The sequence below is a fragment of the Sulfitobacter sp. 1A13496 genome (assembly GCF_043557225.1).
Lineage (GTDB): Bacteria > Pseudomonadota > Alphaproteobacteria > Rhodobacterales > Rhodobacteraceae > Sulfitobacter > Sulfitobacter faviae.
On the sequence record NZ_JBIFFP010000001.1, the window covers coordinates 57,567 to 80,509 of the forward strand.

At 58.3% G+C, this 22,943-nt stretch carries 24 protein-coding genes and 1 tRNA gene; 9 read left to right on the forward strand and 16 right to left on the reverse strand.

From position 1 onward, the window contains the following. Positions 1-23: 23 nt before the first annotated feature. From ttcA to rpmH, 4 genes are all read right to left on the reverse strand, one after another. Positions 24-893, reverse strand: a complete 870-nt coding sequence (gene ttcA, locus ACGYLX_RS00325) for a tRNA 2-thiocytidine(32) synthetase TtcA (RefSeq protein ID WP_394446678.1) — start codon at positions 891-893, stop codon at positions 24-26. Between the two features lie 66 nt (positions 894-959). Beyond that, positions 960-1,181 carry a membrane protein insertion efficiency factor YidD gene (gene yidD, locus ACGYLX_RS00330; protein WP_394446679.1) on the reverse strand — a complete coding sequence of 74 codons (222 nt, stop codon included), beginning with the start codon at positions 1,179-1,181 and terminating at the stop codon, positions 960-962. After that, positions 1,178-1,600 carry a ribonuclease P protein component gene (rnpA, locus tag ACGYLX_RS00335; RefSeq protein ID WP_394446681.1) on the reverse strand — a complete coding sequence of 141 codons (423 nt, stop codon included), beginning with the start codon at positions 1,598-1,600 and terminating at the stop codon, positions 1,178-1,180. Before rnpA ends, yidD begins: the two co-directional genes overlap by 4 nt. A gap of 26 nt (positions 1,601-1,626) precedes the next feature. Further along, positions 1,627-1,761 (reverse strand): 50S ribosomal protein L34, encoded by a 135-nt coding sequence (rpmH, locus tag ACGYLX_RS00340; protein WP_007118882.1) that lies wholly within the window; start codon positions 1,759-1,761, stop codon positions 1,627-1,629. Positions 1,762-2,077: 316 nt separating this feature from the next. On the opposite strand from rpmH, the gene ACGYLX_RS00345 reads away from it, so the two are divergent. From ACGYLX_RS00345 to ACGYLX_RS00360, 4 genes are all read left to right on the forward strand, one after another. Further along, positions 2,078-2,812, forward strand: coding sequence for a TVP38/TMEM64 family protein (locus tag ACGYLX_RS00345; protein ID WP_394446682.1), 735 nt, complete (start codon positions 2,078-2,080; stop codon positions 2,810-2,812). Then, a complete protein-coding gene (locus tag ACGYLX_RS00350; RefSeq protein ID WP_394446684.1) occupies positions 2,809-4,230 on the forward strand; it encodes a dihydrolipoyl dehydrogenase family protein in 1,422 nt (473 codons plus the stop codon). The genes ACGYLX_RS00345 and ACGYLX_RS00350 overlap by 4 nt, the downstream gene beginning before the upstream one ends. A gap of 8 nt (positions 4,231-4,238) precedes the next feature. Further along, entirely contained in the window at positions 4,239-5,624 is a 1,386-nt protein-coding gene (locus ACGYLX_RS00355; protein ID WP_394446686.1) for a sensor histidine kinase, read from the forward strand. A 76-nt stretch (positions 5,625-5,700) separates the two neighbouring features. Next, a tRNA-Arg gene (locus tag ACGYLX_RS00360) sits at positions 5,701-5,777 on the forward strand. 39 nt (positions 5,778-5,816) lie between these two features. On the opposite strand, the gene ACGYLX_RS00365 is transcribed toward ACGYLX_RS00360, so the two are convergent. From ACGYLX_RS00365 to ACGYLX_RS00380, 4 genes are all read right to left on the reverse strand, one after another. Continuing rightward, complete coding sequence (locus ACGYLX_RS00365; protein ID WP_394446688.1) at positions 5,817-6,905, reverse strand: tyrosine-type recombinase/integrase; 1,089 nt, start codon at positions 6,903-6,905, stop codon at positions 5,817-5,819. A gap of 387 nt (positions 6,906-7,292) precedes the next feature. Next, complete coding sequence (locus ACGYLX_RS00370; RefSeq protein ID WP_394446690.1) at positions 7,293-9,287, reverse strand: head maturation protease, ClpP-related; 1,995 nt, start codon at positions 9,285-9,287, stop codon at positions 7,293-7,295. Then, on the reverse strand, positions 9,287-9,904 hold the full coding sequence (locus tag ACGYLX_RS00375) for a hypothetical protein (protein WP_394446691.1): 618 nt from the start codon (positions 9,902-9,904) through the stop codon (positions 9,287-9,289). Before ACGYLX_RS00375 ends, ACGYLX_RS00370 begins: the two co-directional genes overlap by 1 nt. A gap of 117 nt (positions 9,905-10,021) precedes the next feature. Continuing rightward, the gene (locus ACGYLX_RS00380) at positions 10,022-10,222 is read right to left on the reverse strand and encodes a hypothetical protein (RefSeq protein ID WP_394446693.1); all 201 of its coding nucleotides are present in this window, start codon (positions 10,220-10,222) and stop codon (positions 10,022-10,024) included. 15 nt (positions 10,223-10,237) lie between these two features. Between ACGYLX_RS00380 and ACGYLX_RS00385 the strand changes: the two genes are divergently transcribed. The 3 genes from ACGYLX_RS00385 (at position 10,238) to ACGYLX_RS00395 (ending at position 13,649) form a co-directional block, all read left to right on the forward strand. Beyond that, entirely contained in the window at positions 10,238-10,549 is a 312-nt protein-coding gene (locus ACGYLX_RS00385) for a helix-turn-helix domain-containing protein (RefSeq protein ID WP_394446695.1), read from the forward strand. Between the two features lie 1,321 nt (positions 10,550-11,870). Next, entirely contained in the window at positions 11,871-12,161 is a 291-nt protein-coding gene (locus ACGYLX_RS00390; RefSeq protein ID WP_394446697.1) for a hypothetical protein, read from the forward strand. 114 nt (positions 12,162-12,275) lie between these two features. After that, complete coding sequence (locus tag ACGYLX_RS00395; RefSeq protein WP_394446699.1) at positions 12,276-13,649, forward strand: P-loop NTPase fold protein; 1,374 nt, start codon at positions 12,276-12,278, stop codon at positions 13,647-13,649. 23 nt (positions 13,650-13,672) lie between these two features. On the opposite strand, the gene ACGYLX_RS00400 is transcribed toward ACGYLX_RS00395, so the two are convergent. The 8 genes from ACGYLX_RS00400 to ACGYLX_RS00435 all read right to left on the reverse strand — a co-directional run bounded on the left by ACGYLX_RS00400 (position 13,673) and on the right by ACGYLX_RS00435 (position 20,433). Then, complete coding sequence (locus tag ACGYLX_RS00400) at positions 13,673-14,773, reverse strand: AAA family ATPase (RefSeq protein WP_394446701.1); 1,101 nt, start codon at positions 14,771-14,773, stop codon at positions 13,673-13,675. Continuing rightward, the gene (locus tag ACGYLX_RS00405; RefSeq protein WP_394446703.1) at positions 14,770-15,390 is read right to left on the reverse strand and encodes a hypothetical protein; all 621 of its coding nucleotides are present in this window, start codon (positions 15,388-15,390) and stop codon (positions 14,770-14,772) included. The genes ACGYLX_RS00400 and ACGYLX_RS00405 overlap by 4 nt, the downstream gene beginning before the upstream one ends. Beyond that, positions 15,338-15,979: a DsbA family protein gene (locus ACGYLX_RS00410; RefSeq protein WP_168613195.1), complete on the reverse strand. Its 642-nt coding sequence runs from the start codon at positions 15,977-15,979 to the stop codon at positions 15,338-15,340. The genes ACGYLX_RS00405 and ACGYLX_RS00410 overlap by 53 nt, the downstream gene beginning before the upstream one ends. A gap of 428 nt (positions 15,980-16,407) precedes the next feature. Next, entirely contained in the window at positions 16,408-16,905 is a 498-nt protein-coding gene (locus ACGYLX_RS00415) for a GAF domain-containing protein (RefSeq protein ID WP_168613196.1), read from the reverse strand. Beyond that, positions 16,902-17,657, reverse strand: a complete 756-nt coding sequence (locus ACGYLX_RS00420) for an ABC transporter ATP-binding protein (RefSeq protein WP_168613197.1) — start codon at positions 17,655-17,657, stop codon at positions 16,902-16,904. Before ACGYLX_RS00420 ends, ACGYLX_RS00415 begins: the two co-directional genes overlap by 4 nt. Then, positions 17,654-18,493 (reverse strand): ABC transporter ATP-binding protein, encoded by an 840-nt coding sequence (locus ACGYLX_RS00425; protein ID WP_394448059.1) that lies wholly within the window; start codon positions 18,491-18,493, stop codon positions 17,654-17,656. Before ACGYLX_RS00425 ends, ACGYLX_RS00420 begins: the two co-directional genes overlap by 4 nt. Continuing rightward, a complete protein-coding gene (locus ACGYLX_RS00430; RefSeq protein WP_168613199.1) occupies positions 18,487-19,392 on the reverse strand; it encodes an ABC transporter permease in 906 nt (301 codons plus the stop codon). The genes ACGYLX_RS00425 and ACGYLX_RS00430 overlap by 7 nt, the downstream gene beginning before the upstream one ends. 9 nt (positions 19,393-19,401) lie before the next feature. Continuing rightward, on the reverse strand, positions 19,402-20,433 hold the full coding sequence (locus ACGYLX_RS00435) for an ABC transporter permease (protein ID WP_168613200.1): 1,032 nt from the start codon (positions 20,431-20,433) through the stop codon (positions 19,402-19,404). Positions 20,434-20,639: 206 nt separating this feature from the next. Between ACGYLX_RS00435 and ACGYLX_RS00440 the strand changes: the two genes are divergently transcribed. Further along, entirely contained in the window at positions 20,640-21,248 is a 609-nt protein-coding gene (locus tag ACGYLX_RS00440; RefSeq protein WP_394448060.1) for a helix-turn-helix domain-containing protein, read from the forward strand. Positions 21,249-21,300: 52 nt separating this feature from the next. After that, complete coding sequence (locus ACGYLX_RS00445; protein WP_394446706.1) at positions 21,301-22,890, forward strand: ABC transporter substrate-binding protein; 1,590 nt, start codon at positions 21,301-21,303, stop codon at positions 22,888-22,890. The last annotated feature ends 53 nt before the right edge of the window (positions 22,891-22,943 follow it).

Here is a 22,943-nt window from a genome sequence, read left to right on the forward strand (position 1 = left end):
CCCGCTTTTTTGCGGATTGTTATCTAAAATTGTTCTTGCTCCGTACCCTCAACGTTCCGCATGAGCCCGGCGAAGTCAAAAAGCTTGGGATCCAGCAGGTGCGAGGGGCGGGCGTTCATCAGTGCGCGGAACATGACTTGCCGACGACCGGGGCTATTGGCCTCCCACCCGTCGAGAATCGCCTTCACCTGCTGCCGCTGAAGCCCGTCCTGCGAGCCGCAGAGATCGCAGGGAATGATCGGGTAGTTCATCGCCGTGGCAAAACGCTCGCAATCGCTTTCCGCGACATGGGCGAGGGGGCGATAGAGGAACAGATCGCCTTCTTCGTTAACCAATTTGGGCGGCATAGCTGCCAGTCGCCCGCCATGGAAAAGGTTCATAAAAAAGGTTTCGAGGATGTCGTCGCGGTGATGCCCCAGCACCACGGCGGAGCAGCCTTCTTCGCGGGCGATCCGGTAGAGATTGCCCCGACGCAGGCGGGAGCAAAGCGCGCAGAAGGTGCGCCCGGCGGGGATCTTGTCCATCACGATCGAATAGGTGTCCTGATATTCGATGCGATGCGGGACGCCCATCTTTTCAAGAAATTCCGGCAGCACGGTCGCCGGGAAATTTGGCTGCCCCTGATCGAGGTTGCAGGCCAAAAGCTCCACCGGCAGCAGGCCGCGCCATTGCAGTTCATGCAAAACCGCCAGCAGGGTATAGCTGTCTTTGCCGCCTGACAGGCAGACCAGCCATTTCGGCTTGGGCGCACCTTGGGCGGTCGGCTCCACCATGCCGTATTGATCGATCGCCTCGCGGGTCATGCGGACGATGCGTTTGCGCAGTTTCTTGAACTCGGTGCTTTGCGGTGCACCGGCAAAGAGGGGGTGAATCTCGTCGGTTTCGTCCAGCATCGTCGGTCTCTCACTATCAGCTTGGCTTCACCTAGGGCATTTTGCCCCTTTGCCGCAAGCGCGGCGCTAATCGGGAACGTTGTCGATCCCGCTTTGCCCCCAAGGGTTGCAGCGCGCGATCCGGCGGGCGGCCAGCCATCCGCCCCGCAACCCGCCGTGTTTTTGCAAGGCTTCCAGCGCATAGGCGCTGCAGGTGGGCTGATAGCGGCAATTATGCCCGACCCATGGGCTGAAGATCAGCCGATAGCCGCGCACGGGCAGGGCAAGAAGCGCGGCCAAGGGAGTCATTTTCGGACCCCGTGCAGAATATCCAGCGCGCGGGCCAGATCGGCGAGCAATTGATCAAAGGGCAGGGTGGCTGTCGCCTCGCGCCGCCCGACAAAGACATAGTCCATGCCCGCGCGCCCTGCCTGCGGCAGGGTGAGCCGCGCGATCTCGCGCAGGCGGCGCTTGGCGCGGTTGCGGGCCACGGCATTGCCGACCTTCTTGGAACAGGTGAATCCCACGCGAATGGGCGTCGCGCTGGGCTCATCCTCCCGGCGGGGTCGCATTTGCAGAATGAAGCCGGGGGTGGCCACGCGTTTGGCGCGGCTGGCACGTTGGAAATCCGCCCGTTTGGTCAGGGTCTCCAGACGCAGAGAAACCGCCGGGGCAGGGTTCCCCTTCGTGGCGTAAGTGCCATTCAAGGGTGCCTCCGGCGGTGTCATATTCTGGTTCCGAAGATCGAGGGCGCTTATGCGCTCAGCGATTTCCGGCCCTGTGCGCGGCGTGCATTGATGATCTTACGGCCGGCTTTGGTGGCCATGCGCGCGCGGAAACCATGGCGCCGCTTGCGCACGAGGTTCGAGGGTTGAAAGGTGCGTTTCATCGCTCCGTCTCCATCTAAAGCTGGCTGGGCACGGAATCACTTGAAGGTTCCACCGCGGCCAGCGTCAATTCAAGCCCGTCCTCTAATGCGGCGGGACGCGCAAGTCAAACCCCCTGATAGGGAAAAACCGCGCTTTGCAACAAAATGCCGGTTTGCGGGGGCGGAATTGTTTCAGTTCACCCCGTAACTTTGCAAAATCGCCCTTTCCCGCACAAGTCCCATCAAGCGCGCGTGAGGAGCCTGTTCCCGCGCCCCGCTTCACGCCATCATTGAGGAAAGCGAAATTGGTCTGATGTAGGCCCAAGGAAGTGTGAAAATGAGCCGCAATGACCAAAGTAAACCCGCGCTGATGCGCTATCTGCCCCTTGCGCTGATCGCCGTCATCGCGGCCATCGGGGCCTTTACCCTGCGCGATTACCTGAGTTTTGACGCGCTGCGCGACAATCGCGAGGCGCTGATCGCCTTTCGCGACAGCAACTACCTGTTGACCGCGCTGGTCTTTGTCGCCGCCTATGTGGTGATCGTGGCTTTCTCCCTGCCGGGGGCCACGGTGGCCACTTTGACGGGCGGTTTCCTCTTCGGGCTGTTTCCGGGCGTGCTTTATAATGTCAGTGCTGCGACCTTGGGTGCGGTGGTGATCTTTCTGGCCGCGCAATGGGGCCTTGGCGCACGGTTGAAAGACCGGATGGACGCCTCTGAGGGCATGGTGCGCAAGATCAAGGCGGGGATCGACGACAACCAATGGTCGATGCTCTTCTTTATCCGGCTGGTGCCGGTGGTGCCTTTCTTTGTCGCGAATCTGCTGCCGGCCTTTCTCGGTGTGCCGCTGTTTCGCTTCGTGATCTCGACGTTTTTCGGAATCATGCCGGGGGCCTTGGTCTTTACCTCGGTTGGCGCAGGGCTAGGTGCGGTTTTCGCCCGGGGTGAGTCGCCCGACCTCGGGATTATTTTCGAGCCGCATATTTTATTGCCCATTCTGGGCCTTTGCGTGCTGTCGTTGCTGCCCGTGGCGATCAAGACATTTACCGGGAAGAAGGAACTGCTGAAATGACCAACCGTATCAAGACCGACGTTCTGATCATCGGCGCAGGCTCTGGCGGGTTGTCGGTGGCAGCGGGGGCCGTGCAGATGGGCGCGGATGTGACCCTGCTGGAAGGGCACAAGATGGGCGGCGATTGCCTGAACTATGGCTGCGTGCCCTCCAAGGCGCTGATCAAGACCGGCAAGACGGCCTATACCCAGCAACACAGCGCGCAATACGGGGTGGAGGCCGCCGCCGGGGTGGTCGACTACGCCGCTGCCAAGGATCACGTGGCCGATGTCATCTCGCAAATCGCGCCGGTCGATTCGGTTGAGCGGTTCGAGGGCTTGGGCGTGCGGGTGATCCGCGAATACGGGCGTTTCATTTCCGATAAAGAGGTGCAGGCGGGCGATACCATCATCACCGCGCGGCGCATCGTCGTGGCCACCGGCTCCTCTCCGCTGGTGCCGCCGATTCCGGGGCTGGAGGATGTGCCCTATGAGACGAACGAGACCCTCTTTGATCTGCGCGAGAAGCCCGAGCATCTGATCATCATCGGGGGCGGCCCCATCGGCATCGAGATGGCGCAGGCGCATGTGCGGATGGGCTGCAAGGTCACCGTGATCGAAGGCAGTCGCGCGCTTGGCAAGGATGACCCCGAGCTGTCCGAGGTGGTGTTGCAGACCATGCGGGACGAGGGGGTGGTTTTCGAGGAAGGCAGCGATGCGGCCAAGGTCAGCGGTGCGGCGGGGGCGATCACGGTCGAGACCAAGGATGGCCGCGTGATCAAGGGCTCGCATCTGTTGATGGCCGTGGGCCGCAAGAGCAACATCGACCGGCTCGATCTGGATAAGGCCGGGGTGGAGACCACCAAGGCAGGCATCAAGGTCGACGACAGCCTGCGCAGCAGCAACCGCCGGGTCTATGCCATCGGCGATGTGGCAGGCGGGCTGCAATTTACCCATGTGGCAGGCTATCATGCCGGGGTGGTGATCCGCTCGATCCTCTTTGGTCTGCCGAGCAAGACGAAGCTGCACCATATCCCATGGGTCACCTATGCCGCGCCGGAACTGGCGCAGGTGGGGCTGACCGAAGCGCAGGCGCGCGAAGAGCATGGCGACAAGCTGGAGGTCGTGCGGTTCCACTATAACCACAACGACCGCGCGATTGCCGAGCGTCAGACCAAAGGGTTCATCAAGGTGATGGTGGTCAAGGGCCGCCCGGTGGGCGCCAGCATCGTCGGCCATCAGGCGGGCGAATTGATCACCCTGTGGTCGCTTGCGCTGGTCAATAAGATGAAGATGAGCCAGATTGCCGCCATGGTTGCCCCTTACCCCACGATCTCGGAGATTAACAAACGCGCGGCGGGGGCCTATTTCAGCCCGCGCCTGTTCGAAAGCGCTCTGGTCAAAACGGTGGTGCGCGCCGTGCAGCGCTTTTTGCCCTGAGATCGCCCATGATCCACTCGCTTTCTGGCCGCCTGCTGATCCTCACCACCATCTTTGTGATGCTGGCCGAAGTGTTAATCTTTGTCCCCTCCATCGCGCGGTTCCGCGAGGAATATATGCTGACGCGGTTGGAGCGGGCGCAGATCGCCTCGCTGGCGCTTTTGGCCGACGACATGCTCGACCCGGAGTTGGAAGAGGAACTGCTGCGCAACGCCGAGGTGTTCAACGTGGTGCTGCGCCGGGACGAGGCGCGGCAATTGGTGCTGGCCTCCCCCATGCCGCGCATGGTGTCGCAGACCTATGATTTGCGCGATGCCTCGGCGACGGTCTTGATCCGCGATGCGATGCTGCGGCTGTTCCGCCCGGGGAATGAGGTGGTCCGCGTGATCGGCGCGCCGGTGCGCGAAGCGGGGCTGCTGATTGAGGTCACGATGGAGACAGCGCCCATGCGTGTCGCCATGCTCGACTACGGGATTCGCATCCTCATCCTTTCGGCGGTGATCTCGGTCATCACGGCGGTGCTTTTGTTCTTTGCCATGCGGGCCTTGCTGCTGAAACCGATCAAACGGGTGGCGGGGCATATGCAGCGCTATGCCGCCGCACCCGAGGATGCGCGGCGGATCATTGAGCCTTCCGCGAGCGTGACCGAATTGCGCGAGGCCGAAGAGGCGCTTCAGAAGTTGCAAACCGACCTCACGCAGGCACTTAAACAGAAAGAGCGTTTGGCCCAGTTGGGCAGCGCCGTTAGCAAGATCAGCCATGATCTGCGCAACATCCTCACCTCTGCCCAACTGTTCACCGACCGGATCGAAATGTCCGAAGACCCGACCGTGAAACGCATGGCGCCGAAGCTTGTGGGGTCGATCACCCGGGCGGTGCACCTATGCGAATCGACGCTGGCCTTCGGCAAGGCCGAAGAGCCGGGGCCGACGCTGACGCTCATGCCGCTCGAAGAGCTGGTGGAAGAGGTCATCGACGGCGAACGCTTTGCTGATCCCGAAAGCATCGTGCGCTTTGCCGCTGATATTCCCGCGAATCTCACCGTGCGTGCGGATCCTGAACAAATGTACCGCGTGCTGGCAAATCTCATGCGCAACGCCCGGCAGGCGATCACCGCCACCGGCAAACCGGGCGAGGTTTATCTGCGGGCCGAGGATATGGGCGAGGCATGGTGCATCACCGTTAGCGATACCGGCCCCGGCCTGCCGCCCAAAGCGCGGGAGCATCTCTTCACCGCCTTTCAGGGCGGGGCGCGCAAGGGTGGCTCAGGTTTGGGGCTGGTGATCGCCTCCGAACTGGTGCGCGGCCACGGCGGCAGCCTTGTGCTGCGCAACAGCGGGCCGGAAGGTACGGTTTTTGACATAACACTCCCCAAGGGGGACGGCGCCCTGTAGATTTTTGAAGAAAATTGCATTTCCTTGAAACGAGGGCTTGCAACTCACCGGGGCTAAGACTAAACCCCCGCTCAGTGGACCGATAGCTCAGCTGGATAGAGTACCTGACTACGAATCAGGGGGTCGGGGGTTCGAATCCTCCTCGGTCCGCCACTTCACAACTTTGAATGTTGAATTCATTATGAATTCTGCTCATTTTGTCGAACCTTTTGTATTGGGTTCGTCAATATCTGAACCCGTTTCGTTCTGAATTAGCTTCGCAAAGCCTTGGTCTGCCATTAGTCCGCGCCTTGCTTTGCCGGCATAAATTTGGACCATTTGCGGAGACGCATGACCCGTCCAAGCCATGATCTCGCGCTCTGATGCCCCCGCTTCGGCCAACCGAGTTGCACATGCTTTTCTCAGGCCGTGAGACGTGCAATCGGGGAGCTTCGCGGCATTGCACCAATTCCGCATTGCGTTACCCAAGCCGTTTGCAGATCGGGAGCGTCCGCCAGCTGTTTCGAGGAAAGTCATTTTTGACTTGGGCAATGCGTCCAGCACCTTCTGCAGCTCTGGGTGGATCGGGATGTCTACAACTACCTCGGAAAACCGCTCAGTCTTTTGTCGCCGGTATTGGACACGGGTATCTTTCACGTTCTGCCATCCAAGCCGGACTGCATCAGCGCGAGAACAACCTGTATAGAGCATTAGCGTAACAGCGGTATGCGCGGTCGAGCCAATTTTGTGGTGGGAAAAGAAAGTGGCCAACTCCTCCTCAGTCCACGTATGAAAACCTTGGGACCCAGTGCGCATTTTCTTGATCGCTGACGTTGGATTGTCCAAACGCCAACCGATTTCGATGGAGTGGTTGAGCAACATGCGCAACATTCGGAGGCGATTGTTCCGCGCTGAAGGGCGGTCACTCAGGGGTTCCAAGAGCTTCACGACATGAGGGCGCTTCATCTGTGCAACCAGCCGGTGCCCATGTTCGTTGCGCAGGCGCTCGATTTCACGCCGGTACGTTGCTTTAGTGCTGCTGGTTAGCGAGAGGAATTCTGGGCTCTTGTAGTATGACACAATGAGCGCGCTGACCGTTCCTTTCTTTGTAGCTCGCGCGCCAGCTTCCTGAGATTTGTAGCCGTTTATGGCTCGCTCATAATTTAGGCGAAACTCAGGAGAGCCATACTCACCGTGGATTTCAGTTGAAAAGCCTTTCTTGCGGAAGCGATATCGGCGCTTCTGGTGCCGATCGAAGTATGCAGTGACGCCCGCGAATTCACGCCTGATCTTGCGTGCCATTAAAGATCACCCCAAGTATCTTCTTCATCCTGCGAGGGGAGGGCCGCTGCGCAGGTAAAGAGCTCCGCCACGAGCCACAAACGGCGAGATCCCACGCATCGAGGCTTAGGCATAGCCCCTGCTTCTACCAATTCAGAGAATTTTCCGGGTGACAGGTTGAGCATCGCGGCAGCATTGGACTTGCTGACGCAAATCGCGGGAATATTAGATTGGATAGGGTTGTTTGACATCTTCATTTTCCAGTGAATGTGCCCCGATGAGGGAGAGGAAAAACCTCACCGGGGCCGTCAAGGATGCTGGTGCGTCAACAACCAGGCACCCATTCCATGTGGCGTCAGGCGAAACCAAGACCCCGCCACATGATTTACAAAGCTTCCAGCGCTCTGCTTAGGCAGATGGGCTCATGTACCAGTCGCGATGACCGGTGAAGCCTGCGCCGAAATCCATGCGGACCTTGTATTCGATGCCATCCACCTCGAAGCCTTCGCGCGTGAAAAGCTGAGGGCCTGCCACACCGTCAAGATAGGCGTGCTGCAAGCCATCAGAGGCACCCGGGGCGGTGCACACGTACCATGCACTTGCGCTGGCAAGGCGGGGCTCCACAAGCAGTTTCAGCTTGCCAGCAAACGGATTGGCGTTTGCTACCTCGCTTGCTGCGATTTCAGTCAGGACTTGCTCAGCGAGCGTTTCAAGCTCGGGCGGCACCACAAGGAAAGCAGGGACCACGTTGATTGCCTCGCCTGCAAGCCCGGTCTGGCGGCGCATTGCGACCCGAGCGGTGCCAAGGCTTGCGACCGACAGGGTTGCCGACGCCTGCGCGAGGTTGCCGTGATCGGCGTGGAAAAGCGTCTTGCCATCCGAGAGCTTGGGTCCGAGACCGGCGTTCTCTTCCAGAAGCCCGGCGAACAGTTTGGCCTCAGTGTTGGCGGCACCCTGACCCAACAGCGGGAACATATTAGAGAACACGTCCAGATCATCATTGACGATGGCCTGACGAGTGATCCCGAAGATTTTGCCGTAGGTTTTTACCGCAAAGGTTTCATCGCCTTCCTCAATTGTCCCGGCTTTGAATTCGCCTTGCTCATTTACCTCCTCGAGATCAGGACCGGCTGAAACCTTAACAGAATGCAGCGCCCGGAAGTTCGATGCGGCAATTTCCCGGCTAGTCTGCTTGATGGCCGATTGCGAAGCCGCATAGGCCGCCGACAGAGACATGTTGCCCACATCGCGCAGGATGTTCGGGAAATCGCTGGTACCGTGGAGCGCCATTTCCACTCTCGAGGCGACCGAGGCCATAGCAGTGCTTTTGCCGTTCTGCTGCAAGCAGATGTCTGCAATCTCCGGTAGCGACGCGCCCGCGAATTCGCGGCCCATAGTCGGCTGATGCGAGCGGTTCACGCGAGAATAGATGCCGTCAACAATCCTGCTGTTGAGCCCCTCGCCATTATCCCAAGACTGATTGACCGAGTTCCTGCCGTAGTATGCGTCGTCGGTCATTCGGCTGGTTTTGTAATTGGTTTGGGCGGCAACTTCGTTGGTGACAAAGATGCGTGCTGCATCAAGTGTCACGCCCTCATTGATCCAACCGTCGAGCCGCGCAAGGGAATCGACGCGCTGGGCAAAATCAGTTGTCGCGAAAGAGGTAAGGTCTTTCACCCGCTTCAACTCTTTGCGCGGGTCGCTGCGGTCCGCCGCACTCATGACCGGGGAAAGGCTGGGGGGCGTAGTTGTGGTTTCGGAGGCCTCGGTCTGAACTGTTGACTGGTTTGCCATTTTTTTTACCTTTGGAAAATCGTTGATCCAATCGTTTTGCAATGACATTTGGATCAGGTTTGAGGGGGAGTGGGCGTAGGCCCGGTAATCGAATTCAGCCGGGACCGATTGCTCGCTATCGAGCGGGGCTACATCGGCAAAACCCGCTGCGACCGCTTCATCAGGCGTGAACCAGCTTTCAGCGGCCATTATCTGCCGGATTTCGTTGATCGGCTTGCCAGAGCGCCGCGCATAGATTTGCGCCACCGCGTCGGAAATCTTGTCCAGACTATCCGCAACCCGCCGGTGTTCTCCGCTCGTTCCGCGATAGCTGGTGATGTCCTGAGATGGATCGTGGATCATCAGAACCGATCCGGTGGACATCTCGATCCGGTCGCCGGCCATCATTATTACGGATGCCGCGCTCGCCGCGATGCCTTGAACGATGATCGTTTTGTGCCCACGATAGTCGGACAAAACCGAATGGATTGCAGTTCCGTCGAATGCGATGCCGCCGCCAGAGTTCAGGCGGATGCGGACAGGGCCAGAAAGCGGGGCCAGAGCATCCGAGACGGTTTCAGCGTCAAAGTCGATGCCAACGACACCGTTGAAGGCCAATTCGTGAGCCATCACAGAAATCCCGCCGGTGCCTGATAGGGGCCCGTGTCTTTGGCTTCCACCATTCTCAGAACATCAGCTTTGCTCCGAACCTCACGAACAGTCTTCGAAAGGTTGTAAAGGTGCAGCGACATGGTCTGGCGCTCATCCCCAGCTTGGTTGGCGTTCTGAGCATTCACGAATTGATCAATGTCGCTTCGTGTGCCCGCCCAATGTTTGACTTCGAAGTATTGGCCCGGCTCGTAATCCAGCCTTGGGTCTGAGTAGTAGTTTGCGGTGAACACTTCGCGGGCAATCCACAAGTCATCGCCTTCATGATCCAAGAAGTTGGGGTTTTGATATTGGCCCCGCGAAATGCCGCGAGGTAGTCGCCCGAAGCTTCCGACCGCGCGAGCAAATGCCTGAGCATCTTTTCCGGCCAAGCCTGACCGCACCAAGTCCAGATACACTTTGAACAAAACAGCATCGGCAAGCGTGTATGGCCCATGCTGAACGTAATCGCTGACTTTGCCAGCTGCATCACCAGAATATCCGACTTTCGGCTTGAAAGGCAGCAACTCCCTGCGCTTGGCACCGTCGAAGTCGTTCTTGGTCCCTCCGGCTAGCTCAATGAGTTTCCCGAGTTTCATAATTTTATCCTTTTTGCGAACTATATTCGTTGAATAAGCGAATAATGTTCGTGCGTCAAGTGTTTTGCGAATTTTGTTCGCGAAAGAGGGTGCGGAGAGAAGAACTTAAAGCCTTGCTCAGCTGCGCGCCGAACTTGTGCCAGCACCGGTAATCTCATGAGACAGCACGACAATCTGCCTTGCGGCCTGTTGGAGCGCGGCATGACCGGCAAGCGTCATTTCTTCTGACGGAGCGTACAATGCGAGCTCAACTAGGTTCACAAGTACGTTGAGCTGTTCACTCGGAGAGGTGAATTCAGCTGCAGAGTAGCTTTTCATGATAGGTTCCTTAGTTTGTTGTTTTACACCTTTAAAGGTGATAGTGTCCAAATTATCATCACGTATTGGGGTGATGTCAACATAAATTTGGACAAATACACAATGAATGCTGATCAGCTTAGAATGGCACGGGCTGCGCTCAGGTGGTCAGTGCGTGACCTCGCAGAGAAATCCGGGATCACTGCCAACACGATTTCTCGAATCGAAAATGGCTCCGACACGCGCACTTCAACCATCGAGGCCCTCAAGCAAGCCCTGGAAGAGGGCGGCGTTGTTTTCATCCCAGCAAACGGTGGCGGCGCAGGAGTCCGGCTTGCGCACCATTAGTTCGGATCAGTCGCCGCCTCGCTTCGGCGGTATCATGCGGGGTGAAACAAAAAGTAGGGAATGAGCGTGCCCGGATGCCGGATTAGATCGCGGGTTATAATGGTCGCTGTTCCCAAGGTTGGGACTAACAGGACCGATTTGGGACTTGCTTGGGACTAGCAGAAGCCGTGGTCCGGGTGGATTTTAAAATAAAAACAGTATCTTGCTAGCTTTATTGGGATTTAGGGGCCAGTAGGATTGGTTTTTCGGGCCTCTGTATAGGTGCAATCAGAATACACGTATTTCGTTTTTCCCATACGTTATATCGGAAAGTTAATCCCTTAGTCCCAAATGGGGCTGGTGTGGGGAAATATGAATAAAAGACAATTAGTTAAGTTTGGGACTAGTGAAAATCCTTGGTCCCAAGTTAATCCCTTAGTCCCAATCTCATCCGAAATCTGCGCTAGCCTCTGAGTTGAGGCTTGCCGGTTTCCCGACAGAGATGGCTACGCGAGCCGAGTGCTCAAGACACTGATAAACAACAACAACCCAAATATGAAGGTGTTATTTTACCCCACGCGCAGAGGGTGCATGGGGTGCGAATTACCCGCATGAGCTCGGAGCACCAGAAGGACCCGAAGAGAAGGGGGTCTTCCTCAATGCGACATGCTTTCATCGTGTCGGAGGTATCCCTAGCGGCTAAGTACCTCGCTTGGCCTACCTTGCACTATGCGAATGTGGCGGGCATGGGGCGGGACGCTAGCAAAGGTCCCCTAGCAAGAGATAGAGATACGCATGGGCAGCGAGCCGTTCGCGATGCAACACTCAACCTCATCAATGCTGTATATGGGACAAACCTTAACTGTCCCGCCCTGTCCGAACCTGTCCCGGTGATAGTGGGTTGGGACACCGGGAGGGACACCCCCCGTAGGGGGGTGCCCCCCTGTCCCGTTCTACACCCTAAGACTTCTCTCTTGTCCCGAGCAAACGGGAGGCGAAATCTGCAAGTCGAGGCTACCCTCGGAAAGGATCAGCTATCTCAAAACGCCGTGTCGAGGTCGTGCTCGCCAAGTAGATTTGCAGGTGTCAAACGACTAGGCCGATTGCCATGCGGCTAGTCCTTAGCTCAGCATGGCTCGCAGAGCGCGCTAGGGGGCTGCTGAGGGGTTGTAACTCATTTCCGCACCCCCAGCCGCCGGATGGCCGCTTCCCGCCTTCTAAGCGCTCGCTTCAAAAGCATTGAGAGCTGTCTCCGTTTGGCGTTGGCGACATACAACTTCCAGTTCACTGCTTTCCCGGTTTACAACAAAGCTGTTCATGCAATTGGTTGAAGGTGCGGACGATGGTCAAAATGATTTCCGTTGTGGTGGGTGGGCTTCGCCTCGAGCCGCACTGGTACGAAGAAAATGCAAGGGGGCTAAAGCCAGATTGCTTCGGAAAACGTGGTGGCTACCGCCTGCACCCCTCTGGGGATGGACACAACAAATCTGTGAATTCAATTTTCTACAAATCCCTCGATGATGTAGCACAGCATTTAAGATCAAACCCAGATTGGGGTCTGCGGTTCAAAACGTCGGCCGGAAAGTCTAACATTTTCTACGACGGCATTCTTGTCGACGGGCTGCCAAGGTAGCTTCGCCGCAAAGGGTTTTTCATGCCCGCAAGTGCCGCAAAAGGGGCGCAATTCCTTAGGTGCTTGCGCTTAAATATAATACAATTGCACAAGCACTAGGAGTTACAAATTTACATGACTGCGACCGAAGCTTGGGAGGGCGACCTTCTTGAATACGAACGCGTTGGACACGCGTTCACTAACCTAATCAAGTCCATTGATACCGCAAAAGTCATTTCTATCGAGGCTGGGTTTGGTAGGGGCAAAACATTCTTTCGCAAATCTTGGTCCGAACAACTGCGGCAAGCTGGCGAAACCGTAGTGGAAATCGATGTGCAACAATCGGACCATTCCGGTGATCCTGTGGTTACTTTGTTGGGTGCGCTTGTTGAAGCTGTGCCAAAAACTGACGTTAGAAAAGCAGAAAAGGCGCTGGAATCTGCAAAAAAGATTGGGGCAATCGGGGCACGTGCAGCGGCAAAAGTGATCCTACGATCTGGCGCAGACGAAATCATTGATGCGCTATCCGATGGTACTATTGATGCGCTCGGTGATTTCGACGCGCTAGATGATATTGTTAATGAACTTGGTGACGGCATGTCGAAGGCCGCAGGCCAGCTTATAGCAGCACAAATGGCTACCGAAAAGGTGCGAAAGATAGAACTGCCCCAGCAGTTAAACGCCCTTCACACCGCGTTGGTTCAAGGCGCCCCGGGGGGGCGAGTTGTTGTGGTTATCGATGAGCTTGACCGGTGTCATCCAGATTATGCGTTGGCATTTCTAGAAGCCATGAAACTCATCTTTTCACAGTCTGGCTTCGTCTTTTGTTTGATGGTCAACGCTGAATATTTGGAACGCCTAGCAAAACATCGGTTTGGTGCTTCAACGAAAGAAGAACGCTACCTAGACAAGTTCGTCGACATCCGGCTCTCGTTATCGCCACAGGGCGACACATTCAAGCAGGCCATCTTTGCTCTAGCACAAGACCTTCCCAACACGTTTCCTTACGGCGAAGGGCAGGCATTTTCGATAGAACATGCCGCGAAGCTGGCCAGTAACCTCGCAGTGCAAACCGAGTTTTCAATGCGGAAGGTCAAGAGGTTGCTCTTAAAAGTCGAAGTTGCGTTGCGGTGTTATGCGGATCGTCCGCTAGACGTTTCACTCTTGATATATTTGGCTTTCAAGCAAGAAGCCGAGGAATTAGTCACCGTTGATGCACTGCCAAGAGCATTCCTAACACCACAAGAGGGTGAGGAGCGCCTGTACGTGCCAGAAGGCCGCACTTTTGATTCCTATAGAAACGAAGGCAGTCGAGATTACGCGTTGAATAAAGTAATACAGGAGAATGCACCTGAGCTTCTAAAGCTTCCAGTCGACCGATATCAATTGCCGGACGACCAAAATTATAAAGATTGGGCTTTAGTTTTCAAATTCCTCGCGCCACATTATATCCCTAGCCATCAAGCAGTATTAAATGCTGTTGCCTCTGTGTTAATTACTGACGAATAGGTGATGTTTCGCATGATCATTTTTTAACGGGTTCGATGCAATCGCCAGACAAGGTTGTCGCGAACTGAGATCAAAGAACCGTTCTTCAAAGTGTCGACTTCACGATTGAAAATCCGTCGATGCGATTCTCGCTTGTCCGAACTAGAAAGCCGCCCGCCCGCAATGCACGCTTCCATCCACTCTTTGTGAGGCACGCATGGAGTGCCGGGGTAGCGGGGATCGCGCAAAACTTCGCCGCTTTTTGCAATCAGTTCATCCAAAGTGTTGAGTGCAGCAAGAGCGGGTCCGCTGACCTGCGGCCTTTCAGCCTCAGCTGCGATGATCGGCTCGACAAGGCAGGTTGTGACGGGATCGCCGTCTTGATCGCGCCCCAGTTCGATTTGTCGCAACGAATAGGCAAACTTGTACCCAGTCGGCCCATCCCGTTGCTTTGTAACCTCAGCGGTGATCACCCCGATCTCATCGCGGGTCAGTTCGATCTCAGTATCAACCGCTGCCCTCAGTGAAGAATGCCCCCGCGCGCCCCGCGCGATGTCTTTGCCGGAGTGGTGAATCAGCATGATATTCGATCCGGTGCCACGCCGCAGTACATCGAGGTTCTTGATGAGATCGGCAATATCCGGCGCGGTGTTTTCGTCACCACTCCCCATCACACGCGACAAAGTATCTACCACAATAAGATCAAACCTGCCGTTCTGTGAGGCCAAGTGCTGTACCATTTCTACCATTGAGGCCGCATCGGGTGCGTTGCCCGCAAAGGTCACCGGCGCAGCGATGACCCAGAACTCCGGGTCATCCAAAGCCGAAACGCGGTTCGGGAAAGATGAGCCACCCTCTGCCGCGATATAGAGAACGTTGCCTTTATTTACGCGTTGTTTGCCCCATGTCTCTCCCTTGGAAATGTGGTGAGCTAGGTCTAGAGCAAAGAAGGATTTTCCCACGTTGGACTGACCAAAAACGACCGTGAGAGTGCCCTTATCTAGCCAGCCTTTAACGAGGTAGTCGCGATCCAAAGATGGCTCAAAATGACCAGCCCATGTTGCCGCTGCCAACAGTTCCTTAGCCTTCGGTTTCAATAGGGCCGGATCGCTTCGCATGGGCGTAACATTGTCAAAATCGCTCATGCCGCCACCTGTTGAAATACGCCATTGGGGTCTACTCGCGATAGGAAGGCTCGCTTGTCTTCAAGATCGAAGCCATTCCACAAACGAACAAACAAGCGCTTCCTGTCTGGCAGGGGTGCGCTATCAGTGTGCAATTTGGTCAGGAAATCGGGATCATCAAAATGAGGAAGATCGCACTCGATTTCAGGATGCGGATCAGCCGGGCGATTTCGACGGTACTCCTCCGCCACTTCGGCAAAGAGCGTGCTGCCACCGTACACTTCGCGAGTGATGCAACTTTCCTCACGCAATTTATAAGCAAGCTCATCGTCAGTTCCATTTGAGATTTCATAGGCCAGTTCCTCAATGTCATAATCATCAAGAGCCGCGATGCACTTCAAAATGAATTTGACGGCCTGTGATGTACCGGAAACCGGGTTCGACAGGGCCGTGCTTTTTGTTGGAGTTACAAAGGGGGGCTCGGGGATAGTTCGACACGTCAAGTTATTGGAATTGGACGAAACACCGCTTCCTCCTCGGTCCGCCACTACCCAAAATTGAAGAACACGGCGCTTTTGGGGCGTCTTATCCGTCTCGCGGCGGGTTGTAGAAGCCCGTGTCGCGGTAGGGCTGGTCAAAGGCGTGGTCCATCAGTTCCAGATGGTCTTGGCCGTAATACATGTCACCATTCAGAAAATAGCTGGGCGAGCCAAAGATGCCGCGGGCGATGGCCTCTTCGGTGTTCTGCGCGTGGATCGCCTGCGCATCCTCTTCCATCGCCCGTGCGATCAGCCCGTCGCAATCGGGATCGACCGTTTCAGTCGCGCGGCGCAGATGCTCGGGATTCGCGAGATCGATATCATCGCGCCAATGGGCCTGAAGAATCGCGAAAGAAAGCGCATCGACATCCCGCCCTGCCTGAGCGGCGGCGATCAGGTAGCCGTTTGCAAGGTTCAGCGGGTTGTCGTGATGGGTCGGGCGGTGGTTGAGAACCTCCAGCCCGCGATACTGCGCCCAACGCTCGATCTCTCGGCCAAAGAAATAGTCGATGTAATGGGGCGTGAAGCCGCGGAAGTGGTCCACACGGCTTGAGGCGATCACGGGGTTGAGGTCAAAGGGGCGATGCACCAGCCGCGCACCGCGGGCCGCGCAAATCTCCAAGAGCTTGCGATGCCCCAGATAGGCATAGGCGGAATGGGCGGAATAGAAATATTCAATGATGTCCAAGGTCGGCTCCCTCCGGTTTTGCCAGCATCATGGCGGAAACCGACGGGGAGACAAGGACGGGGGCCGAAAGCGGAGTGCGGAATCGCGGGGGGCCGTAACGGGGCACTTCTAGCCGCGATGAGGCCTCAATACCGGCGGTTATGCAATTTGTTCGCCCGGGGCCGGGGCGCTATTGCGCGGACCTTCCGAGGCTGGGGGCGTTGCTTGGCCATGAATGCCAGTGCCGCCACCGCGGCCATGATCAGGATCAAGAGTTCGTAAGTCCACATGAGCCATTCCTCCTAGGGCATGTTCATAAGGTTAACCTTATCTCTGCCCGATGGGTTCCGTCTTGGCGGGGATGGTGGCGGCCTTTGGCCGGGGCCGCAAGTCAAAAAGGCCGCCGCATTTCTGCGACGGCCTTCTTTCGGCAGTGTCCGCTCCGGGCGTCAGCCCATTTGCCGCACCACGGCCATGGTGGCGATGGCAGGCAGGGTCAGCAGTGCTTTGACCTGTTCCACGCGGGTGGGGGTGTAGTAGCCCTCTTCGTGCAGGATGTTGACCGTGGCAACCATCTTGCCACCGATGATGATCGGCAGGTTCACGACCGAGGCGCAGCCCAAACGGCCAATCAGTTCCGCATCGGGAAAGACCGCGTCGATATCGGCCAAGGTGTTGGCGACAAAGCACTCCTGCCGCCCGTGGACCTGTTCGAACCAAGTGTCGATGGTGATCTCTTTGGTGCCGGAGGTGGGATAATTCTCGGCGTCGTCGGTATAGACCCGCCGCGCCAGCATCGCGTCCATATCCGCTGTCATCACGGTAAAGAGTTTGGCCCCCGCGGTGGCCTTGGTCAGCGCGCGGAGCGCGTCGAAGGCCTGTGTTTCGGTGGTGGCTTGCTCAAGCGCTGTCTGAAAGCGTTGCATTGCGTCGGTGGTATCGGTCATGGGGCTTCCTTGCGGTCTGGATTGCCGCCCGAGGCGGCGTAGAGGGCTTGGGTATAGGGATCGGTAAAGCTGCCGTCATGCAGCGCACTGGACGGGGCGATCTCGACCACCCGGCCTTTGTTCATCACCGCCATGCGGTCGCACATGAAACTGACGACGGGCAGATTGTGGGTGACCATGAGATAGGTCAGCCCTTGTTCGCGGCGCAGCCGTTTCAGCAGGTTGAGGATCTCCGCCTGAACCGAGACATCCAGCGCCGAGGTCGGCTCATCCAGCAGCATCACCTTGGGCTCAAGCATCAGCGCGCGCGCGATGGCCACCCGTTGCCGCTGCCCGCCGGAGAGCTGATGCGGAAAGCGGAAGCGAAAACGTTTGTCGAGGCCGACGGCCTGCAACATCTCCACCACGCGGGCGCTGCGGTTGTCAAGCCCGTGGATCATCAGCGGCTCGGACAGCACGCCGTCCACCGTCTTGCGCGGATGGAGAGAGGCATAGGGGTCTTGGAACACCATCTGGCATTGCCCGGCAAAGGCGCGGTCCACCTTGTGCCCGCGCGGCTGGCCGAACACGGAAATCTCACCGGTCCAATTGGGGGCCAGCCCCGCGATGGCCTTGAGCACCGTGGATTTGCCCGAACCGCTTTCGCCCACCAGCGCAAAGCTTTCGCCCTCGGCCACGTCGATGTTCACCCCGGTGACCACCTTGGTTTGCCCATAGGAGATGTCGAGGTTCTTGAGGCTAATCGCGTTCATGTGCCGCTCCATGCGCTGCGGTCGAGGACGGGCAGTTCATCGCGCGTCTCTTCCATTTTCGGAACCGCCGCCAAAAGGCCCTTGGTATAGGGATGGCTGGCCTTGTGCAGGTCGGCGGCGGCGCAGCTTTCCACCACCTGACCTGCGTGCATCACAAGGATCCGGTCGCAATAGCGCGCCACGAGGTTGAGGTCATGGGAGATCAGGATCAGCCCCATGCCGTGGTCGCGCACCAGCTCGTCGATGAGGTCGAGCACCTGCGCCTGCACGCTCACATCCAGCGCCGAGGTCGGCTCGTCCGCGATCAGCAGATCGGGGCGCGGGATCAGCATCATGGCGATCATGATGCGCTGGCCCATGCCGCCTGAGACTTCGTGCGGGTAAAGGTCCATCACCCGCTCAGGCTCGTTGATCCGCACCGATTCCAGCATCTCCAGCACCCGCGCTTTCACGTCGCGCCGGGCGAGGCGCTCGTGGGTCAGCAGGGCTTCGGCGATCTGCGCGCCCACGGTCATCACCGGGTTCAGCGAGAACTTTGGGTCCTGCATGATCATCGAAATCCGCGCCCCGCGCAGGTGGCGCATCTGTCTCTCCGACTGGCTTTGCAGATCGATCCCGTCAAAGCGCATGACATCGGCCTGCTGCCGCCCCGGGTGACGGACGAGCCGCAGGATCGCCCGCCCGGTCATGGATTTGCCTGAGCCGCTTTCGCCCACGATGCCAAGCCGTTCACGGCCGAGGGTGAAAGACAGCCCCTTGACCACCTCGACCCGGCCCTTTGGGGTGGGAAAGCTGACGGAGAGGTTTTTAAGTTCCAGCAGGGGCGCGGTCATGATTTGCCTCCTTGTTTGGGGTCGAGCACATCGCGCAGCCCGTCGCCCAGAAAGCAAAAGCCGAGCGAGACAAGGATGATCGCAAAGCCGGGCATCGTCGCGACCCACCATTGATCCAAGATAAAGGCCCGCCCGCGCGAGATCATCGCGCCCCATTCCGGTAGCGGCGGCTGCGCGCCAAGGCCGAGGAAGCCAAGGCCCGCGGCGGTCAGGATGATCCCCGCCATATCCAGCGTCACCCGCACGATCATCGACGAGGTGCACAGCGGCAGCACGTGCCGCGTGATAATCCGCCCGTGCGACGCGCCGAGCAGGCGCATGGCGGAGATGAACTCGGAATTGCGGAAGGTCAGCGTCTCGGCCCGTGCGATACGCGCATAGGCGGGCCAGGAGGTGATGGCGATGGCGATGATGGCATTCTCGATCCCCGGCCCGAGGGCGGCGACGAAGGCCAGCGCGAGGATCAGCTTGGGCATGGACAGAAACACATCCGTCACCCCCATCAAGACCCTGTCGGTCCAGCCGCCGAAATAGCCCGAAATCGCGCCGATCAGCAGCCCCAGCGGGGCGGCGATGACAGCGACCAAGGCCACGATCATCAGGGTGATCCGCGCGCCATAGATCACGCGGCTGAAAATGTCGCGGCCCAACTCATCCGTGCCCATCCAATGCGCCGCCGAAGGGGGCAACAGGCGGGCGTCGAGGTTCTGCCCCAGCGGATTCTGCGGCGCGATCCAAGGCGCAAACAGCGCGGCGAGGATCAGCATCAGCAGGATCACCGCCCCCACCACCGCTAGCGGATTGCGCAGCAATTGCAGCAGCATGCGATAGGCGTTGCCCATATTCGCCTGCAATTTGGAGGCGGGGGAGTCGTCCAAAAGCCAGTTTCTTGCAGTGGTCATGACGGCCTCCTAGCGGCTGCGCGGGTCAAGGATGCGGTAGAGCACATCCGAGAGTTTGTTGATCAGGATGAAGACCGCGCCGATCACCAGCGTCGCCCCCAACACGGCGTTCATATCGGCGTTGAGCAGCGCCACGGTCAGGTAATTGCCGATGCCCGGCCAGCTAAAGACCGTCTCGATCATCACCGACCCTTCGAGCAGGGCGGCATAGGACAGGCCGATCACGGTAATCAACGGCACGCGGATCGGGCGGAATCCATGCACCCAAAGCACCCGCCATTCCGCCACGCCCTTGACCCGCGCGGTGGTGATGAACTCTTGGCCTAGTTGGTCCAACATGAAGCTGCGCGTCATCCGCGCGATATAGGCGAGCGAGAAAAACCCGAGGATCGCCGCAGGCAGGATCAGGTGATCCAGCGCATTCCAAAAGATGTCCCATTCACCAGCAAGGGCCGAATCCACCAGCATCAGCCCGCTGCGCGGCGCTACCATGCCTTCGTAAAAGATATCGACACGGCCCGGCCCCGCGACCCAACCCAGATTGGCGTAGAAGATGACAAGTCCGACAAGCCCCAGCCAGAAGGCGGGCACCGAGTAGCCCAGCAGCGCGAAGACGCGGATGATCTGATCCACCCAAGTGCCCTGCCGCGCGGCGGCCCAGACACCGCAGGGCACGCCAAGGCCGATGCCAATCAGAATGCCCAGCGTTGCCATCTCAAGCGTGGCGGGAAAGACCTGGGCAAGGTCCTGCGCCACGGGCCGGTTGGTCGAGACGGAATGCCCGAGGTCGCCTTGGAACACATCGCCGACATAGGAGAAGAATTGCATGATCAGGGGTCGGTCTAGCCCCATCGCCACGCGGGCGGCGTCATATTGTTCTTGGGTCGCACGGTCGCCGACCACGGCCAGCACCGGATCAATCGGAATGACCCGCCCGATGAAAAATGTGATCGCCATCAGCCCGATGAAGGTGAGCAGGGTCACCACCGCAAAACCGCCGAGAGAGGAGACCCCCTGCGCCAACCTGCGGGCTTTTGTCATATTCGTATTCACGGGCCACGCCCTCCCTTCCTTCGCCGATGCCATTGATAAGCAAGCCATTTCCTGCGCCGACATGCGGCCTCAGGGTGCGGTGGCACCGTTCTGGATGCTTTGTGCATAAAACAAATTTGGCCATTTGCAAAAATTTTTTTGCCAGACAAAATAATTTTTTGTAACGTCGGCATAGAACAGGGGAGATGACCAAGATGCTGCGCGACAAAGCCAAGCCCGAGCCGAACCTCGGTGCCGCGATCCGCAAAAGGCGCAAGCAAATGCAGATGACGCTGCAAATGCTCTGCGACAAATCCGGTGTGTCGATGGGCTATCTCAGCCAGGTGGAGCGGGGCAATGCCACGCCGTCGCTCGGCACGTTGGCGCAGATCGCCGATGGGTTGGATGTGGCTTTGGAGTATTTCATCGCCGCGCCCAAACCCTCGGACGGGCTGACCCGTGGCAATGAGCGCACGCAATTCGCACTGGCCAATTCATCACTGACCTATGAAAGCCTTGCCGCCACTTTCCCCGGCGCAGAACTGTCGAGCTATCTGCTTCACGTCCCGCCCGGCTACGAATCCGAGACGGTGAGCCATGAGGGCGAAGAGATGGTCTTTGTCCTTGAGGGGGAGATCGAGCAGACCCTCGACGGGCAGAAATTCCGCATGAGCGCGGGCGACTGTCTGCATTACAGCGGCCAGCTTCCCCATGCTTGGGCAAACCGAACCGACACGACTGCGCGCATCCTCTGGACCGGCACCTTGACGGTGCTGAACCGGGCAGGGGCCATCGAGCTGCCTGAACTGATCAAGAAAGCCTAGGCGCGCTGGGCAAATGACATTCCAACTTCAACGATCCAACAAGGAGACAACCATGAAAACACTTAGATCAACCCTATTGGCGAGCGCGCTGGCGCTGCCCTTGGCCGCGCCGCTGGCCTTGGCCGATACGCCCGAAGGCGTGCTTGTCGTGGCGCAGAATATCGACGACATCGTGGCGCTCGACCCCGCGCAGGCTTATGAGTTCACCTCCGGCGAGCTGGTCACCAACCTTTACGACCGTCTGGTGCAATATGACGCCGAAGACACCACGGTGCTCGCACCCGGTCTGGCCTCTGACTGGGAAGCCGATGCCGAGGCCAAGACGATCACCTTCACCCTGCGCGACGGCGCGACATTCGCCTCCGGCAACCCGGTGACTGTGGATGACGTGCTGTTCTCTTTCGCACGCGTGATCAAGCTGAACCTCACCCCGGCCTTCATCCTGACGCAACTGGGCTGGACGGCTGAAAACATTGACCAGATGGTCACCGCCGAGGGCAATACCGTCACCGTGAAATACGACGGCGACTTCTCCCCGGCCTTTGTGCTGAACGTGCTCGCCGCGCGCCCTGCCTCCATCGTCGACAGCGTGCTGGTGAAAGAGCATGAAGTCGACGGCGACATGGGCAATGCTTGGCTGAACGAAAACTCCGCCGGTTCCGGCCCCTTCAAGCTCGACCGCTATGCGCCCGCGCAGATGGTTCGGATGAGCGCGAATGAGGGCTATTTCAACGGCGCCCCCGAGATCGACAGCGTGATCATCCGCCATGTGGCCGAATCCGCCACCCAGCAGTTGCTGCTTGAGAAGGGCGATATCGACCTTGCGCGCAACCTGACGCCGGACCAGATTGCCTCGATCGACAACGCGGAGATCAAGGTCGAAACTTACCCGCAGGCGGCGGTGCATTTCCTGTCGTTCAACCAGAAGACGGAAAGCCTGACCCCGCCCGCCGTTTGGGAAGCCGCGCGCTATCTGGTCGACTACGAAGGGATGACAAATTCGATCATCAAAGGTCAGATGGACGTGCATCAGGCCTTCTGGCCCAAGGGCTTCCCCGGCTCGTTCGACGAGACGCCTTTCGCCTACGATCCTGAAAAGGCGGAGCAAATCCTCGCCGATGCCGGGATCGAGACGCCGATCACCGTCTCGCTCGACGTGATCAACGCGGCGCCGTTCACCGATATGGCGCAGTCGCTTCAGGCGAGCTTTGCCGACGCGGGGATTAACTTCGAAATCCTGCCGGGCACCGGCAGTCAGGTCATCACCAAGTACCGTGAGCGCAGCCACGAGGCGATGTTGCTGTACTGGGGCCCCGACTTCATGGACCCGCATTCCAACGCCAAGGCCTTTGCCTATAACTCGGACAACTCCGACGACTCCTATGCCGCGACCACCACATGGCGCAACGCATGGGCCGTGCCGGAAGAGCTGAACAAGCAGACCATGGCGGCGCTGTCAGAGGCCGACCCGGAAAAGCGGCTCGAGATGTACCGCGACCTTCAGCAGAAGGTGCAAAAGGACTCGCCCATCGTGATCATGTTCCAAGCGGCCTATCAGGTCGCGATGGACGATGACGTGACCGGCTATGTGAACGGCGCGACATCGGATTTCGTCTTCTACCGCTTGGTGGAAAAGGACTGATCCCCCTTTCTTGATCTCTGCGCGGGCCGGTGGCCCGTCTTTCGGCCCGCGCA